Origin of the sequence: Pseudomonas sp. 24 E 13, from assembly GCF_900004715.1 — a bacterium.
Classification (GTDB): domain Bacteria; phylum Pseudomonadota; class Gammaproteobacteria; order Pseudomonadales; family Pseudomonadaceae; genus Aquipseudomonas; species Aquipseudomonas orientalis_A.
The window spans coordinates 229,961-244,747 of sequence record NZ_CVTO01000099.1; the positions used below are offsets into that span (position 1 = coordinate 229,961).

Annotated in this window: 16 protein-coding genes; 4 read left to right on the forward strand and 12 right to left on the reverse strand. The window is 60.5% G+C overall.

All coding sequences use genetic code 11. The features are described 5' to 3' along the window. Positions 1 to 201: 201 nt before the first annotated feature. A complete protein-coding gene (gene alaC / locus BFP90_RS08395) occupies positions 202 to 1,419 on the reverse strand; it encodes an alanine transaminase (protein WP_065895020.1) in 1,218 nt (405 codons plus the stop codon). A gap of 195 nt (positions 1,420 to 1,614) precedes the next feature. On the opposite strand from alaC, the gene BFP90_RS08400 reads away from it, so the two are divergent. Then, positions 1,615 to 2,097: a GyrI-like domain-containing protein gene (locus BFP90_RS08400; protein WP_065895019.1), complete on the forward strand. Its 483-nt coding sequence runs from the start codon at positions 1,615 to 1,617 to the stop codon at positions 2,095 to 2,097. A 60-nt stretch (positions 2,098 to 2,157) separates the two neighbouring features. On the opposite strand, the gene BFP90_RS08405 is transcribed toward BFP90_RS08400, so the two are convergent. From BFP90_RS08405 to BFP90_RS08415, 3 genes are all read right to left on the reverse strand, one after another. Further along, entirely contained in the window at positions 2,158 to 3,333 is a 1,176-nt protein-coding gene (locus BFP90_RS08405; protein ID WP_065896433.1) for a hypothetical protein, read from the reverse strand. Between the two features lie 156 nt (positions 3,334 to 3,489). After that, positions 3,490 to 3,984: a GNAT family N-acetyltransferase gene (locus BFP90_RS08410; protein WP_065895140.1), complete on the reverse strand. Its 495-nt coding sequence runs from the start codon at positions 3,982 to 3,984 to the stop codon at positions 3,490 to 3,492. A 93-nt stretch (positions 3,985 to 4,077) separates the two neighbouring features. After that, positions 4,078 to 4,932 carry a LysR family transcriptional regulator gene (locus BFP90_RS08415; protein ID WP_065896434.1) on the reverse strand — a complete coding sequence of 285 codons (855 nt, stop codon included), beginning with the start codon at positions 4,930 to 4,932 and terminating at the stop codon, positions 4,078 to 4,080. A gap of 88 nt (positions 4,933 to 5,020) precedes the next feature. Here BFP90_RS08415 and BFP90_RS08420 point away from each other — a divergent pair, with 88 nt between their 5' ends. Beyond that, positions 5,021 to 5,458 (forward strand): multidrug/biocide efflux PACE transporter, encoded by a 438-nt coding sequence (locus BFP90_RS08420; RefSeq protein ID WP_065895015.1) that lies wholly within the window; start codon positions 5,021 to 5,023, stop codon positions 5,456 to 5,458. A gap of 11 nt (positions 5,459 to 5,469) precedes the next feature. Here BFP90_RS08420 and BFP90_RS08425 read toward each other — a convergent pair whose 3' ends face one another. Next, positions 5,470 to 6,231, reverse strand: a complete 762-nt coding sequence (locus BFP90_RS08425) for an SDR family NAD(P)-dependent oxidoreductase (protein ID WP_065896435.1) — start codon at positions 6,229 to 6,231, stop codon at positions 5,470 to 5,472. Between the two features lie 105 nt (positions 6,232 to 6,336). Here BFP90_RS08425 and BFP90_RS08430 point away from each other — a divergent pair, with 105 nt between their 5' ends. Beyond that, positions 6,337 to 7,233, forward strand: a complete 897-nt coding sequence (locus BFP90_RS08430) for a LysR family transcriptional regulator (RefSeq protein ID WP_065896436.1) — start codon at positions 6,337 to 6,339, stop codon at positions 7,231 to 7,233. A gap of 177 nt (positions 7,234 to 7,410) precedes the next feature. Here BFP90_RS08430 and BFP90_RS08435 read toward each other — a convergent pair whose 3' ends face one another. The 5 genes from BFP90_RS08435 to BFP90_RS08455 form a co-directional block, all read right to left on the reverse strand. Beyond that, positions 7,411 to 9,015, reverse strand: coding sequence for an inorganic phosphate transporter (locus BFP90_RS08435; protein WP_065895012.1), 1,605 nt, complete (start codon positions 9,013 to 9,015; stop codon positions 7,411 to 7,413). 97 nt (positions 9,016 to 9,112) lie between these two features. Next, entirely contained in the window at positions 9,113 to 10,141 is a 1,029-nt protein-coding gene (locus tag BFP90_RS08440) for a transporter (protein WP_065887744.1), read from the reverse strand. Between the two features lie 133 nt (positions 10,142 to 10,274). After that, positions 10,275 to 11,447 (reverse strand): sensor histidine kinase, encoded by a 1,173-nt coding sequence (locus tag BFP90_RS08445; protein ID WP_065896437.1) that lies wholly within the window; start codon positions 11,445 to 11,447, stop codon positions 10,275 to 10,277. Between the two features lie 147 nt (positions 11,448 to 11,594). Then, complete coding sequence (locus BFP90_RS08450) at positions 11,595 to 11,903, reverse strand: PepSY domain-containing protein (protein WP_065887745.1); 309 nt, start codon at positions 11,901 to 11,903, stop codon at positions 11,595 to 11,597. 91 nt (positions 11,904 to 11,994) lie between these two features. Continuing rightward, a complete protein-coding gene (locus BFP90_RS08455) occupies positions 11,995 to 13,146 on the reverse strand; it encodes a glycerophosphodiester phosphodiesterase family protein (RefSeq protein ID WP_065887746.1) in 1,152 nt (383 codons plus the stop codon). A gap of 232 nt (positions 13,147 to 13,378) precedes the next feature. Here BFP90_RS08455 and BFP90_RS08460 point away from each other — a divergent pair, with 232 nt between their 5' ends. Then, the gene (locus BFP90_RS08460) at positions 13,379 to 13,702 is read left to right on the forward strand and encodes a DUF2025 family protein (RefSeq protein ID WP_065896438.1); all 324 of its coding nucleotides are present in this window, start codon (positions 13,379 to 13,381) and stop codon (positions 13,700 to 13,702) included. A gap of 45 nt (positions 13,703 to 13,747) precedes the next feature. Here BFP90_RS08460 and BFP90_RS08465 read toward each other — a convergent pair whose 3' ends face one another. Continuing rightward, positions 13,748 to 14,068 (reverse strand): antibiotic biosynthesis monooxygenase family protein, encoded by a 321-nt coding sequence (locus tag BFP90_RS08465; RefSeq protein ID WP_065896439.1) that lies wholly within the window; start codon positions 14,066 to 14,068, stop codon positions 13,748 to 13,750. Then, the gene (locus BFP90_RS08470; protein ID WP_065896440.1) at positions 14,065 to 14,772 is read right to left on the reverse strand and encodes a CTP synthase C-terminal region-related (seleno)protein; all 708 of its coding nucleotides are present in this window, start codon (positions 14,770 to 14,772) and stop codon (positions 14,065 to 14,067) included. The genes BFP90_RS08465 and BFP90_RS08470 overlap by 4 nt, the downstream gene beginning before the upstream one ends. Positions 14,773 to 14,787 lie beyond the last annotated feature (15 nt).

The following is a 14,787-nucleotide window of genomic DNA, read 5'->3' on the forward strand; positions in this document are numbered from 1 at the left end:
GAATTCAGGCCCAGACATACATCGACGCTTTGGGATTCTCCACCACTGTCGTTGGTGGTATAGGCCGCACCGCAGCTTCCTATGTGGCCACCCAGTCAAATGTGGGAGGGGGCTTGCCCCCGATAGCGGAGTGTCAGTCACTGTATCTGGTGACTGAACCACTGCCATCGGGGGCAAGCCCCCTCCCACATGTTGACCGAGTCAGACGCTGGCTTTCGGTGCTATTCCATCGGCCCTGAACATCCCGCGAATCCCTCGCACCGCCTGGCGAATCCGGTCCTGGTTTTCGATCAGCGCAAAGCGCACGTGATCATCCCCATACTCGCCAAACCCGATCCCCGGCGACACACACACCTTGGCTTCCAGCAGCAGCTTCTTGGCGAATTCCAGCGAACCCATGGCGGCATATTGCTCGGGAATTTTGGCCCAGACATACATTGATGCCTTCGGATTTTCCACCATCCAACCCAGCTCATGCAGGCCCTTGACCAACACATTACGGCGCTGGCGATACTGCTCTGCGATGTCTTTCACGCACTGTTGATCGCCTTCCAGCGCCGCAATTGCCGCCACCTGCAGCGGGGTGAAGGTGCCGTAGTCGTGGTAACTCTTGATCCGCGCCAGGGCGTTGACCAGTTCCGGGTTGCCCACCATGAAGCCAATGCGCCAGCCCGCCATGTTGTAGCTCTTGGACAGGGTGAAAAACTCCACCGCAATGTCCTTGGCGCCCGGCACCTGCATGATCGATGGCGCTTTCCAGCCGTCGTAGACGATGTCGGCGTAGGCTAGGTCGTGCACCACCAGTACGTCGTACTGCTTGGCCAGGGCGATCACGCGCTCGAAGAAGTCCAACTCCACGCACTGCGCGGTCGGGTTGGACGGAAAGCCCAGGATCATCATCTTCGGCTTGGGGATCGAACCGCGAATCGCCCGCTCCAGTTCGGCGAAGAAGTCCACGCCGGGCACCAGCGGCACCGAGCGCACCTGGGCGCCGGCAATCACGGCACCGTAGATGTGAATCGGGTAGCTCGGGTTCGGCACCAGTACGGTGTCGCCCTGGTCGAGGGTGGCCAGCATCAAGTGCGCGAGGCCTTCCTTGGAACCGATGGTGACGATGGCCTCGGTTTCGGGGTCGATATCCACTTCATAACGGTCCTTGTACCAGCGCGAAATCGCCCGGCGCAGGCGCGGAATGCCTTTGGAGGTGGAGTAGCCGTGGGTGTCTTCGCGCTGGGCGACGGTGACCATTTTCTCGACGATGTGCGGTGGCGTGGCGCCGTCGGGGTTACCCATGCTCAAGTCGATGATGTCTTCGCCGCGCCGACGCGCAGCCATCTTCAGCTCGGCAGTGATATTGAACACGTAAGGGGGGAGTCGATCTATGCGCGCAAAGCGGCGCGGCGAACCTTGGTCTGCCATTGTTGCCTCGAGGTACGTAAGCGCCCGGAACCGTCCGAGCGACGTCGGCCACTGCGGTGGCCTGCGGGGCAGACAATACGGTCGATGATGGCAAGTTGTCCATATGCGTAGGAAAAATTTCTGCATGGAGTACGGCGCGGATATGCCCCTATACTCGTTGCGGGTTTGTTCCCTCATAAGAAGGAGACTGTTCGTATGGATCAGCAGACAAGACAACCGTTGGAACCACGCATGGAAGCCGGCAAGGCCCTGGTGATCGCAGGCGTCCAGGGGCGTTATTCGAAAGCCACCGTGGGGGACATTCCGCGGCTACGGGAATTGTTCGACAGCTGTATCAAGGACATCAAAAAGCGTGTCGGCGGCGTGACCTACGGGGTTTGCCATAATCCCAGGCATGGCGAATTCGACTACATGGCCGGTGTTGAAGTCCCCACCAAAAGCGATGTACCGGGCAATTTCCAGTTCATTGAAATTCCACCACTGAACTATGCCGTGTTCCCTCATCACGGGGCGGTGCAGGCGCTTGAGCAAACCTACGAGCGCATCATGTTCGAGTGGCTGCCGCACTCGGGCTACAAGGTGATGGGGGCGGATTTCGAGCGCTATAGCGCGGATTTTGATGCGAGGAAGGGCACCGGGACGGTGGAGATCTGGTTGCCGGTTGGGCAAAAGGTCTGATCGGAACAGGGGCCGATGGAGTGGCCCCTGTCAGTGCCTGGTCGGGCAGTGAGACGGGCTCTACACACTCAGCACGCGCCCAATGAACGATCCCCCGGACACATCGCCGGAAATCTGCAGCTTGCCGTGGCCCGAAACCCATTCAAGCTTGTCCACGAAGGCGGTCAGGGGACGGCCTTGCGGGACTCTATAGGCCTCGGCGACGCCGCCGATACCGAACAGGGTGTCCCAGTATCCGCCCAGCGTATGCCTGACCAGATTGACGTAGCTGCCCCTTGCGTAGTCCCTGGCCAGGGCAACCATTTTTCCATCGTCTTGAAATATCAGACTTGTGTAAGCACCCGTATTATTGTCATCGGTGACCTTCGGGGAGCCGTTGTTGAATTCCTGGCTGAATGAGCCATTGGGCTGGAGTTTCGTGATGAAATTCTGCTCATCGGGGGGGAAGCGACTCGCCCCTACGACCCCAATAGAGCCTTGAGGGCCGAGAGCCAGAGCCGAGACAGTGAGGTTTTGCCCCAGGGTTTTCTCGCCTCTTTCACCAAATTCGACATCAGGCTCACCACTTGCGTCATAGCCCAGAAGCATGGCTTGGCCTGCCCTGTCACCGCCTACTACGAATCCCGTGGAGCTGATTATCAAGGACGTGGCGGCCGTTCCATCCAGTTTGACAGGCCCTGGTTTTCCAAAGTTGGTCGCCGTGCCGTTGCTATTCAATTCATGGATATAGCTTTCTTGCGTACTGGTGTGAGCGACCAGGATGGCCCCATCGTGCCTGACGGCAAGGCCACTTCTGGGCAGCAGACCGGCGTGGATTCGGATATTGAGCGAGCTTGTACCTTCAACACCAAACTCGGTATCCAGGGTTCCATCCTTATTGAACCGGGCCACCATCGCTATTGCAGCGTCGCCCAAAGAGAAGAGAAGCAGGGGCTTACCGTCCGGTTGGATGATCAGGTTGAATAGTCTGGCGAAACCAGTGGTTGGAATAAACATGGGTGAATGCTCGGGGTCGAGCTCACCGTCGGCGTTATGGATGAACACGGCGATGTATGGCAGGTTTTCAAAATAGCAAATGCCTGCCGTGATAATTGAACCATCGTCTCGTAATGCAGAAATGCCGGTGATCTGCGAAAAAAAGCTCTCGCCTGTTTTAGGAAGGGTATTACCGAAGCTCAGATCCTTGCTGCCTGCGGAATTGGCATCGATGTTCGAGCGTCTGGCTGGAATGCTCATGAGTCTGCTCCTTGAGGGGGTAGAGGTTTCCATACCTGCTTGATAACCGCTCAACGCGACGACGATGGAGTCCTATTGAACAACGGGTGGGCCCTCATGCGCAGCTGGCAACTATCACAGTAGACAAGTCGAGGGATCTTCGGGTTGGATCGCCACTCACCTTGCAAACTCCCAGCTCAGCCTGCGCTCATACCCGACCCGCCCTTTGTATGCCTCACCGCTGTCCACCCAACCAGCCCCCAGATACAACCCCATCGCCGCCACATTGTCCGCATCCACCGACAATTCCAGCGCCTTGATCTGCGGCCATGCCTGTAGCGCCGCTGCAGGCAGCATCTGCAGACAGATTTTGCCGTAGCCGCGCCCTTGCTGATGCCGATCCACCTGCAATGCATGCAAGGTGGCGCTGTGTTCATCTGCCCAATGGGGCAGGCACGGTGGGCGTTTGAGCAGCAGGAACGCCACGGGCACGTCGCCCGCGAGCAGGGCGAAGCCTTTGACGCTGTCGGGGTTGGGATTGACCAGCAGGCTGTTCAGGGCGCAATAGATATCACCGGAGTACGCCAGTTGCTCGGGGTGCACCGTCAGGCCGTCCAGTTGCTGTTTTTGCAGAACGTTCAGCGTTTCGTAGGGGGCGAGGCGGGTTTGCATGGGCGGCATATCCAAAATTCCTACGAAGGGGCGGGAATTCTACCTCATCCGCTTATAGCGCTCGTGCCCCTTGCATACGCCGGTCCTCATGGCTCACTCGAGCATTTTTGCCAACAACCAACTCCCCGCCGGGCCCGGCGGTTGTTGTCGCGACCACAGCGCATCCACCGCCACCGAGCGTGGCCAACCGCGCACCTTGAGCTCGACCAGCCGGTTGTCGCCGAAGCGCTCCACCAACCAGCGCGGTATAGGGGCCCAGCCAAAGCCCAGTTGCGCCATCTCCATCAGCATCAGGTAGCTCGGTGCCGACCACACGCGTTGGGCGCCACGGTTTTCGTCAGGGTTGATGACGCTTGCCAGGCGCAGTTCCCGATGTGCTTGCAGGGTATGCGGATCAAGACCGGCCTGGCTCGCCAGCGGGTGTCTGGGCGAGACGAACAGGGCGATCTCGGTGCTGTCCTCAATCGTCGAGCAACTGAGGTCCGGGGGGTAAACCTGCTGCTGCTCGATAAACGCGATGTGCGCCCGGCCACTTTGCACCAGGGCGATCAGGTCTTCGCATTCGGCGATCAGGCATTCCAACTCAAGGTCCGGGTAGCGTTGTTCAAAAGCGCTGAGGGCGACTTCGAAACGGTCGGACTGGTAGGTATCGGACATGGCGATACTCAGCTTCGGCTCCAGCCCCTGGGCCAATTGACTGGCCGCCAGTTCCAGCCGGCTGCTGGCTTCCAGCACCTGTTCGGCACGCTGCAACAACACCTGGCCGGCCGGGGTCAGCGTCGGCTTGCGGCTGCCGCGATCGAACAACACCACATCCAGGTCGATTTCCAGGCTGGCCACCGCTGCGCTGATGGTGGACTGGCTCTTGCCCAGCTTGCGGGCGGCGGCGGAAAACGAACCCTGGGTGGCGGCCTGGACAAACGCCTGGAGCACTTCATGGGAGGCCATGACTATCGCCTTGATCGATGGTTATTGGTTATGAAGTATCGGCCTGGGGCGTGATCATGGCAACCATCGTCACTCACGGAGCCGGGTCATGCACCCTACCAAGTCGATTACTGAACGTGTTTTCCAGGCCTTGGGGTTTGAAGGTTTGGCCTTATTGATCTGTACGCCTTTGCTGGTCTGGGTGACCGGTCGACCGGCCTTGGAAATGGGCACGGTGACCTTGGGCGTCAGCTTGCTGGCGCTGAGCTGGAACGTCATGTTCAACAGCCTGTTCGACCGCCTTAAAGCGCGCCTGCACCTGTCCAACGGTGGCCGCACGCGAGTGCTGCACGCGCTGCTGTTCGAAGGCGGGTTGATCCTGCTGGCGGTGCCGTTGATTGCCGCATTGATGAAGACCAGCCTGTTGGAGGCGTTCATCCTCGACATTGGCGTGCTGCTGTTCTTCCTGCCATACACCTATGTGTACCACTGGGCGTATGACGTGATTCGGGAACGAGTCACCCGCAAAACGCCAATCGCCCTGTAGTCGCCAGGCGCTTACAGAAACATGCCGCCCGAGGCCTCGATCCGCTGGCCGGTGATCCATTGGCCGCCATCGGCCAGCAGCAGCGCCACGGCCCCGCCAATATCGTCGGGCAAACCGGCGCGGCCCAGGGCGGTGTTGTTGGCGACCATGGCATTGAGGTTGGCGTTATCGCGTACCGCTCCGCCGCCGAAGTCGGTTTCAATAGCGCCAGGGGCGAGGATATTCACGCTGATGCCACGCGCGCCGAGCTCCTTGGCCTGGTAGCGGGTCAGCACTTCCATCGCGCCTTTCATCGCCGCGTAGGCCGCGTAGCCCGGCAGGCTGAAGCGCGCCAGACCGCTGGACACATTGAGAATGCGCCCACCGTCGCCAATCAACGGCAACAGCTTCTGGGTCAGAAAAAACGGCCCCTTGAATTGGATAGCGACCAGTTGGTCGAACTGGGCTTCGGTGGTTTCGGCAAAGCTTGCGTGAATACCGATACCGGCGTTGTTGACCAGAAAATCAAACTGATCCTGTGCGAACACATCCTTGAGCGCGTCAGTCACTTGATCGGCAAAGCCTGCAAACGTCGCGCTCTGGCTCACATCCAGTTGCAACATCGCCGCGCGGCCGCCCAGTTGTTCGATTTGCGTCACTAACGCCTGCGCCTCATCGGCCCTGCTGTGGTAAGTGCCGAGGATATCCACGCCCTGGGCGGCAAGGTGCAGTGCAGCGCTTTTGCCCAGGCCGCGGCTGGCGCCGGTGATCAGTGCGATTTTACGTGGGGTCATGGTGCAGTCCTCTTGGGTGATGGTGGGACTGAGTGTATTTGTCCGCCCATAACGTGATAAACAGCGCTATACCGGAATCACTGGTCGGACAGGGCGAACAATCCCATGAATAAACTTGAGCTGTTGCGCACGTTTGTGCGCGTGACCGAGCTGTCGAGCTTTACCCAGGCCGGTGAAAGCCTTGGCTTGCCGCGCTCCACCGTGTCCGAACAGGTGCGCGCCCTCGAAGAACTGCTCGGTGCACGCCTGTTGCAACGCACCACGCGCAAGGTGCAGGCCACCCAGGACGGCCAGGTGTTGTATGAGCGCAGCAAGGATTTGCTGGCGCACATGGAGGAACTGGAGGGGCTGTTTCGACAGGACGAAACCCAGTTGGCCGGGCGCATACGGGTGGACATGCCCAACGTGATAGCGCGCACGCTGATCGTGCCCAACTTGCCCCCGTTCATGGAGCGCCACCCCCTGATCGAGATGCAAATCGGCAGCTCGGACCGCCAGGTGGACCTGATCGCCGAAGGCTTCGACTGTGTTGTGCGCGTGGGTGCCCAGCCCGACCAGAGCGTGGTCGCGCGGCGGGTGTGCAGCATGCAGATGGCCAATTGTGTGAGTGCGGGGTACGTGCAGCGCCACGGCATTCCGCGCACCCTGGCTGACCTGCAACATCATCAGCTGGTGCATTACGTGCGCCCGCTCGGCGCACGCTCGGCGGGGTTCGAGTACCTGCAAGGCAACAAGGTGCTGCGGCTGCCAATGGCCGGACGGGTGACCGTCAACAGCACCGATGCGTACCAGGCGGCGTGCCTGGGCGGCTTTGGCATTATCCAAGTGCCCCGGCTGGGCATCCGCGACTTGCTGGCCAGTGGCGAATTGGTCGCGGTGCTGGCCGGTTACCCGGCACCGCCTTTGGACGTGTCATTGCTCTACGCCGGCCAGCGGCATTTGCCGTTGCGCGTGCGGGTGTTCATGGAGTGGTTGGCGGCCACCCTGCAAGCCCATCTTTAACTTGCGCCGCCAACAATGTGGGAAAGAGCTTGCCCTATCACGCTTTCTGTAGGAGCGAGGGGGGCGCCTAGCTCTTGCTCGCGAAAAACGTCAACGATAACGCGTGCTTTCTGAATGAGCGCGGTGCTTGTAAGTTTTTCGCGAGCAAGCTCGCTCCTACATTCGATTGAGGGTGGGTCAGAACAGTTGGGTGAACAGCCAGTAAAGGCTGCCCGACAACACAATCGCCGCCGGCAACGTCAGTACCCAGGCCATCAGCAAATTGCGGATGGTGCGCATCTGCAAGCCGCCGCCGTTGGCTACCATGGTCCCGGCCACGCCCGATGACAACACATGGGTGGTCGATACCGGCAAACCGAACATGTCCGCCGCGCCAATGGTCAGCATCGCCACGGTCTCGGCCGAGGCGCCCTGGGCGTACGTCAGGTGGGTCTTGCCGATCTTCTCGCCCACCGTCACCACGATGCGCTTCCAGCCGACCATGGTGCCAAGCCCCAGGGCGATGGCCACTGCGATCTTGACCCACAGCGGGATAAAGCGCGTGGCGCTGTCGATCTGTTGCTTGAACAGTTGCAGCTTGCCCTGGGTGTCGGCGTCGAAATTGCCGACCTTGCCCTTGTCCATCAGGCGAATGGTTTCGCTGGTCAGGTACATGTCGTTACGCACGTTGCCCACGGCTTCAGCCGGTACCGCGGCAAGGGAGCCATAGCCTTTGACTTCGGCGCCGATGTGCCCGGTGATGGCGGCAAGGGCGGGCACCAGTTCCGGGGTGGCTTCTTTGGTGCGCACGTAAGTGGATAAGGTTGCTCGTGAATCGCCGGGAGCCGGCTGCGGTGCGGATTTCACCAATGCGGCCTGGGTGACTTCCGCCACCGCTGCAAATTGCAGTGACTGATCGGCCGGCATGGTGCGGTTCAGCGCGTAGGCCATCGGCAACGTGCCCACCAGAATCAGCATGATCAGGCCCATGCCTTTTTGCCCATCGTTGGAGCCGTGGGCGAACGACACACCGGTGCACGTGACGATCAGCATGCCGCGAATCCACCACGGCGGCGGGGTGTCGCCCTTGGGCGCTTTGTACAGCGCGCGGTTCTTCACGAAGGCGCGCAGCGCCAGCAACAGCAAGGCGGCAAACGCAAAGCCGATCAGCGGCGACAACAGCAGCGCGTAACCGATCTTGGCCGCCTGGCTCCAATCCACGCCACTGGTGCCATCGCGGCCATGCATCAACGCATTCGCCACGCCGACACCAATGATCGAGCCGATCAGCGTGTGGGACGACGACGCCGGCAAACCCAGCCACCAGGTGCCGAGGTTCCACAGGATCGCGGCGATCAGCAGGGCGAAGATCATGGCGAAGCCGGCCGAAGAGCCCACCTGCAGAATCAACTCCACCGGCAGCAGGGCAATGATGCCGAACGCCACCGCGCCGCTGGACAGCAGCACGCCGAGAAAATTGAAAAAGCCCGACCACACCACCGCGAAATGCGGCGGCAGCGAGTTGGTGTAGATCACCGTGGCCACCGCATTGGCGGTGTCGTGAAAGCCGTTGACGAACTCAAAGCCCAGGGCGATCAACAGCGCCACGCCGAGCAGCAGGAACGGCGTCCACGTGGTGAGCTGGGCGCCCATTTCGTGCATGTCGTGCATCAGGCTGTAAGCGGTGAACAGCAGGCCCATGGCGAGCACGGCGAAGAACATGATCACCGTAACCAGGCCGGGCTTGGTGTCCAGGCGCGGTTTGGGGGCGGAGGGTGAGGCAGTCAGGGAAGGGGTGGCCATGCCGGAGCATCCAGTGTGAGGAGGATGGCGTTCATGATCATTGCAAATTGTTACAGAGATGCTGCGGCAGGTCAGTGTTCAGGTGGGGGAGGGCCTTTCAGTTCATTAAATCCTTACGCTTTCTGAATGCCCAGCGCCCGGCAATCAGGGTGAAGGTCGCCACCAGCGCGACCAATATCCAAAAGCCTTCCGGGTCCTGGGACAGCGGCACCCCACCCACATTCATGCCGAAAAAGCCGGCGATGATATTGATCGGCAGCGCCAGCACCGTCACCACCGTGAGGGTGAACAGCGTGCGGTTGCTCTGCTCGTTGAGGTTGGCGGCGATCTCTTCCTGCAACAGCTTGATGCGTTCGCCCAGGGCCGTCAGGTCGTTGATGATCAGCGCAAACTCTTCGGTGGATTTGCGCAACTCCTTCACGTCTTCCTTTTGCAGCCATTGCGGCGGCCGGTTGAGCAGGCGCAACAGCGAACCCGGTTCCAGCGCCAGCAGGCGTTGCAAGCGCACCAGCACGCGGCGCGCGGCACCGAGTTCGGCGCGGTTGGTGGACAGGCGCGAGGACAGCAACTGGTCTTCGATATGATCGACGCTGAGGCTGGTCTTGCGCACGATCTGGGTCAGCACTTCGCCCTGGTCGCGCAGCAAATGCACCAGCAACTCCAGCGGCGAGCGAAAACGTTCACCGGCCTTCACCGACGAGCGCAACTTATCCACCGAGTGCAGCGGTTGCAGGCGCGCACTGATCAGCAGGCGACTGCGCGCACACACCCACAAGGTGGATATATCCGAGGAAACCATGCTGCTGAAGTTGAACACCACATCGTTGACTACCGCCAGCAGGGCCGAATCGACATGCTCGATGCGCGTGGAGCGCGAACCTTCGTGCAGCGCTTCGAAGAACTCCTCGGGCAGTTCCAAGTGCGCTTGCATCCAGCGTTCACAGGCGGCATGGGCCAGGTTCAGGTGCAGCCAGAGAAATTCCTGCGGGTCACCGGGTTGTTGCAGGCATTGCAGGGCGGTAGCGGAATCAATCTGCTGGCCTTTTTCGCCGGGCAGAAAGCGGAAACCGTAAAGCAGGCCAAACAGGTCGGGATCCTGGTGGGCGTGGTCAATGCTGTGGTTCATGGGGGCTCGCACAGAAAAAGCCTGTAGGACATTTCACAGGTCGCGTGGCCCATCATTACAGACAAATCTGACGTTTTTATGACGGCTTACCCAGGCGCGGGCGTTGTTCAGGGTGGCGCGACTGGATGCTGGCTCACGCCACTGGCAGGCGGAAGGTGAACACCGTGCCCTGCAGTTCACTGCTGCAAACGCTCAGTTCGCCGCCATGGGCGTCGGCAATCTGTTTGACGATATACAGTCCCAGGCCAAGGCCGGCCTGCGGGCCTTCGGTGGCGGGGCGTGCGTAGGGTTCAAACAGCCTCGGCAGCGCCTGCCGGTTGATCTGCCCGGCGTTTTTCACCACCAGTTCGAAGTGCGCCTGTTCAACTGTCGCACTCACTTCGATGGGACCGTCAGGATCACCGTGGCTGACAGCATTGGCCACCAGATTGGACAGCAATTGTGCCAATCGGTCACGGTCACCCCTGATGCCTTCGACCATTCCGATCTGCGCACGGATGTCACGCTCGGGATGCACACTCTGCAATTCCGCCACCACCTGCTGCAGGGCGGTTTGCAAGTCTTCGCAGTTGCCCAACTGCAATGGAATACCGCCGCCCAGCCGCCCGCGCGCAAAATCCAGAACATCTTCTACCAACTGCGCTGCACGGCGCCCGCTGGCCAGGATATGGCGCACGATGTTGTCCGTGGCAGGGTGGGGGTGCTTACGCAGCAGGCGTTCGGCGCCAACGTTGATGGCGAACAGCGGGTTGCGCAGATCGTGACCCAGTACCGCGATGAATTGTTCGCGCAGCTGCGCCGTGTTGCGTTCTTCGCGCAGGGTGTCTTCGGTGCTCTGCTGGTTTTCCTCGGCTTCGATTTGCAGCGATAAGACCCGTGCGAACGATTCCATGGTGGACTGGATGGTGCTGCTGCGCAGCTGCGCGGGGTTCGGATCGAGGGCGCAGATGGTGCCGAAAAAACTGCCGTTGGTACGGAACACGGGGACTGAGATGTAGCTTTCGAACCTGTACATCAGTGGGGTGTGATGTGTGCGGTACAGCGGGTCTTCACTGGCATTGTCGATCACCACGGACACATGGGAGCCGCGGATTTCATGGCAAATGGTGGTGGTCAGGTCCAGTTCGCCCCCCACGTCCAGGCCGAAGGCCAGTTGGTCGAGCACGGCGCAGGCGGTCCAGGTGTTGTCGGTCACTCGGGCGACGGCGACAAAGCGCAGGCCGGTCATGTCACTGATGACGCGAAGCATCGCGGGCACGGCACTGATTCGGCCGATGGTGGCGATGTCGGCGGTTTTCTGCCCCATGGACGTTCTCATATTGGCGATGACGGCAGCGTAGTGCTCGGTCGATGTCGCTGAGTTTAACGACCTTGCAGGGTGTAGGGCGAATTTGATCTTTGGCAGGGCAAAAAAAAGCGCCACCCGAAGGTGGCGCGTTTTTTTGGATTGAACTCAGGTATCGAGTTTGTCTTCCAGCACAGCGCCGGTCTTGGCGTCGAGCTTCACTTCGTAGTTCTTGCCGGCGGTGTCGGTCAGGTCAACTTCATAGACCAGTACGCCGCTGTTGTTGTGGTCCAACTCGGTGTCGTTGATCGTTGCGCCAGCGTGTTTGGCCACGGCCGCAGCGTTCAGTTTTTCGAATGGCATCACGGCACCGGACTTGAGCAGGCCTTCAATCTGGTCCGGACGAATATCCGCCTGGGCCAGGCCCGCAGTCAGTGTCAGGGCAGTGGCGGCGAACAAAGCGGTCAGGGTTTTCATGGTGTGTGTCCTTCTGGTTGAGCTGTTTAAGTGGCGCCAGATTAACCGGCGCAACTTAACTCATCCTTAATGGCTCACTGACACCAACGCCTCAGTATTTATGATCGCTCAACAGGTCCTGCACGCTGGACGACGGCCAGCGCTTGTAGAACTTCAGCAGTTCGGCGGCACGGTTGGTGAAGATGCCATCGACGCCGGCCTTCATCACCTTGTCGAAGTCGACCGGCTCGTCCACGGTGTATACGTGCACCAACAGGCCCTTGTCGTGGGTCAGCTTGTTCATCTCAGGCTTGACCAGGTCGGTGTAGCTCTGGTCGCCATGGTCAGTCAGCTCTGCCGAAGGGCCGGTGCCGATGGCGCCGAGGCTTTTGGCCTGGTCGACCCATTTTTCGAATTCGGCCGCGTCTTTCGGTTCCTGCTTGGCGTAATAGGCCGCTTTGGTCGCCTCGCCGGATTCGGCGAACGTCACCTTGGACTTGGGCTCAATGCTGCCTTCACCGACCCACAACAGCAGGATCTTCGGCGTGTTGGGCATTTCTTTTTGCAGTTCTTTCAAGCTGGCCACCTCAAAGGTTTGCAGCACCACACGGCCCTTGCCCTGGCCGACGCCGGTGTTGCTCTTGCCCAGCTTGGAGCCGGCGGAGCTCAACCAGCCCTTGTCGAGCAACTTGTTTTTCAGGTCGGCTTCGATGCCCGGGAATTGCTTGGGCTCCTTGGTCTCGATGTACAGGCCCGGCTTATGTTGCGGATTGCCTTCGGCGATCTTGATGATGTCATCCAGGCTCTGAATTTTCAGGCCGACGAAACCCGGGCGTGCACGGTCCGGGTAGGCGGCGTTGAACCAACTGCCGGCGTCGAGGCTTTGCAGTTCTTTCCAGGTGAATTCGTTGGCCGGCGCGTCTTTGCGCTCGGGGAACTTGGTCGCCACGTCGGTGGTGCGCTGCAGGTTGTTGTCGTGCAGGGCGAACAATACGCCGTCCTTGCTGCGCTGCAGGTCCAGTTCCAGGTAGTCGGCGCCCAGGTCACGCGCGACCTTGTAAGCGGCGGCGGTGGACTCGGGGGCGTCATAGGACGCGCCACGGTGGGCGATCACCGCAGGGTAGGGGATGCCTTCGTTTGTCGCCAATTCAGCCGGGCTGATCGGGTCGGCAGCCTGTGCGGGAGCAAGGCCGAGCATCAGCGCCAGCAGCACGGCACTCCCTATCGTGGTGCGCACCAGGCCGTTGGTTAACGTGACAGGCATATGGGAAGTCCTTTCGTGGAGGTAACTTTGAGAAGGCGTCCTTTTTAACAATTGATTGCGAAAGGCGCTATCACCAAACCGACATTAACCTGCGCGCGGGACAATTTTTAGGGTTTTTCTGTGATGTATTGCAGTACTCTTGGCCGCAGCTGCCCCGTCAGAGGGCGGTATTTTTTGCCACGCGTGTAAACCATCTTTCCAGTCCCTGTGGGACTTTTCAGTGAGGTTTACCATGCACATCACTTCCGAGCTTATCTGCCAGGCCGCCGACCAACTCCACGGTTTTGTTGGCCTGAATCGCAAGACTGGCCAGTACATCGTGCGTTTCAGCGAAGATGCCTTCGGCATGGACGTGGCCGATGACGGCATCATTCCCACCGCCGAGTTCGTCTGGGTCCCGGCTGCCGACCACAGCATGATCCTGTCGCGCGCGCGCATTCAGTTATTGCTGGAGCAGAATATCGACGACCGGCTCAACATCAGCGAACCGTTGCGGGTGTATATGCGCCGGATCGAGATCGCGCAGATCAGTGCATTGCGCAGCCTGGTCAGCTAGGCCTGCACCTGTGTGCAGGTCAACCTGGGGGAGCGGGCCTGGGGCTCACGTCGGGAATGCGTAGTCGCGTTCTACTTTGCATACGCGAGTTTGAAACGCGGTGTACCAGAGGGAACGCCCTTGCTCCCGCACCTGTCGATGCTCGGCCTGCTGTTTCCAGGTCAGGATCGCCGCTTCGCTGCTCCAGTAGGACACGGTGATCCCCAAACCCTCTTCCCGCGCCGACTCCACGCCGAGAAATCCCGGCTGTTCACGCGCCAGTTCCAGCATGCGCGTGGCGGCCTGACCGTAGCCCTGGTCGCCCTCGGTGCGCAGTGAGCTGAAAATCACCGCGTAGTAAGGTGGCGTCGGTGTCTTGGCGATCATGCCGCGGCCTCCCGGCACGCCTTGAGCAGGGCTATCGCCAGCGGCGGCGTGGTGCCTTTGAGGGCGGCACGTTCGGGCTGGAACAGGGTGGCGACGAAAAATGGATGGCCCAGCAGCTCTATCGCGCGAAGCTCGCCAGCCGCGTCATGGCCGCCGGGGATCAACGTTCCGTCGAGCAGTGCGTGAGCGAACTGCGGATTGATACCGTAGCTGCAACGATAACCTTCGTGGATATCCAGGCTGCCGTAGGCTTGGGCGATACGCGTATTGGGTAGCAGGCGCACGGTGTCGCTGGCTTCCACCAGCGCACAGCTCAATGGCGTAATGACCGCGCGTTCGGCGTCCGGTACCAACTCGCCGTGTTCGGCATCCGCCCATCCCAGCACGTTGCGGGCATATTCGAGTACCACGTGCTGAAAACCACCGCAGGTGCCGAGGAACGGTCGCCGCTGTTCGCGGGCAAAGCGGATGGCTCGCAGCGCGCCGTCGGTATCGCGGTAAGGACTGGCAGGCACGCACCAGAAGCCGTCAAACCCGTGCAGCGATGCCGTGGAGGTGAGGGTGTCGGTGCCGAGCCAGTGCAGGTTGATGTCAAGCTTCAGGGCTTGGGCCGCTTGTTGCAGCGCTACCGGGATGGCCTGGTGCGCAATCACGTCGGGGTTGTAATCGCCGATCAGAGCGAGGTGCAGCGGGGTGTCGTTCATCGTGTGCATCCCATA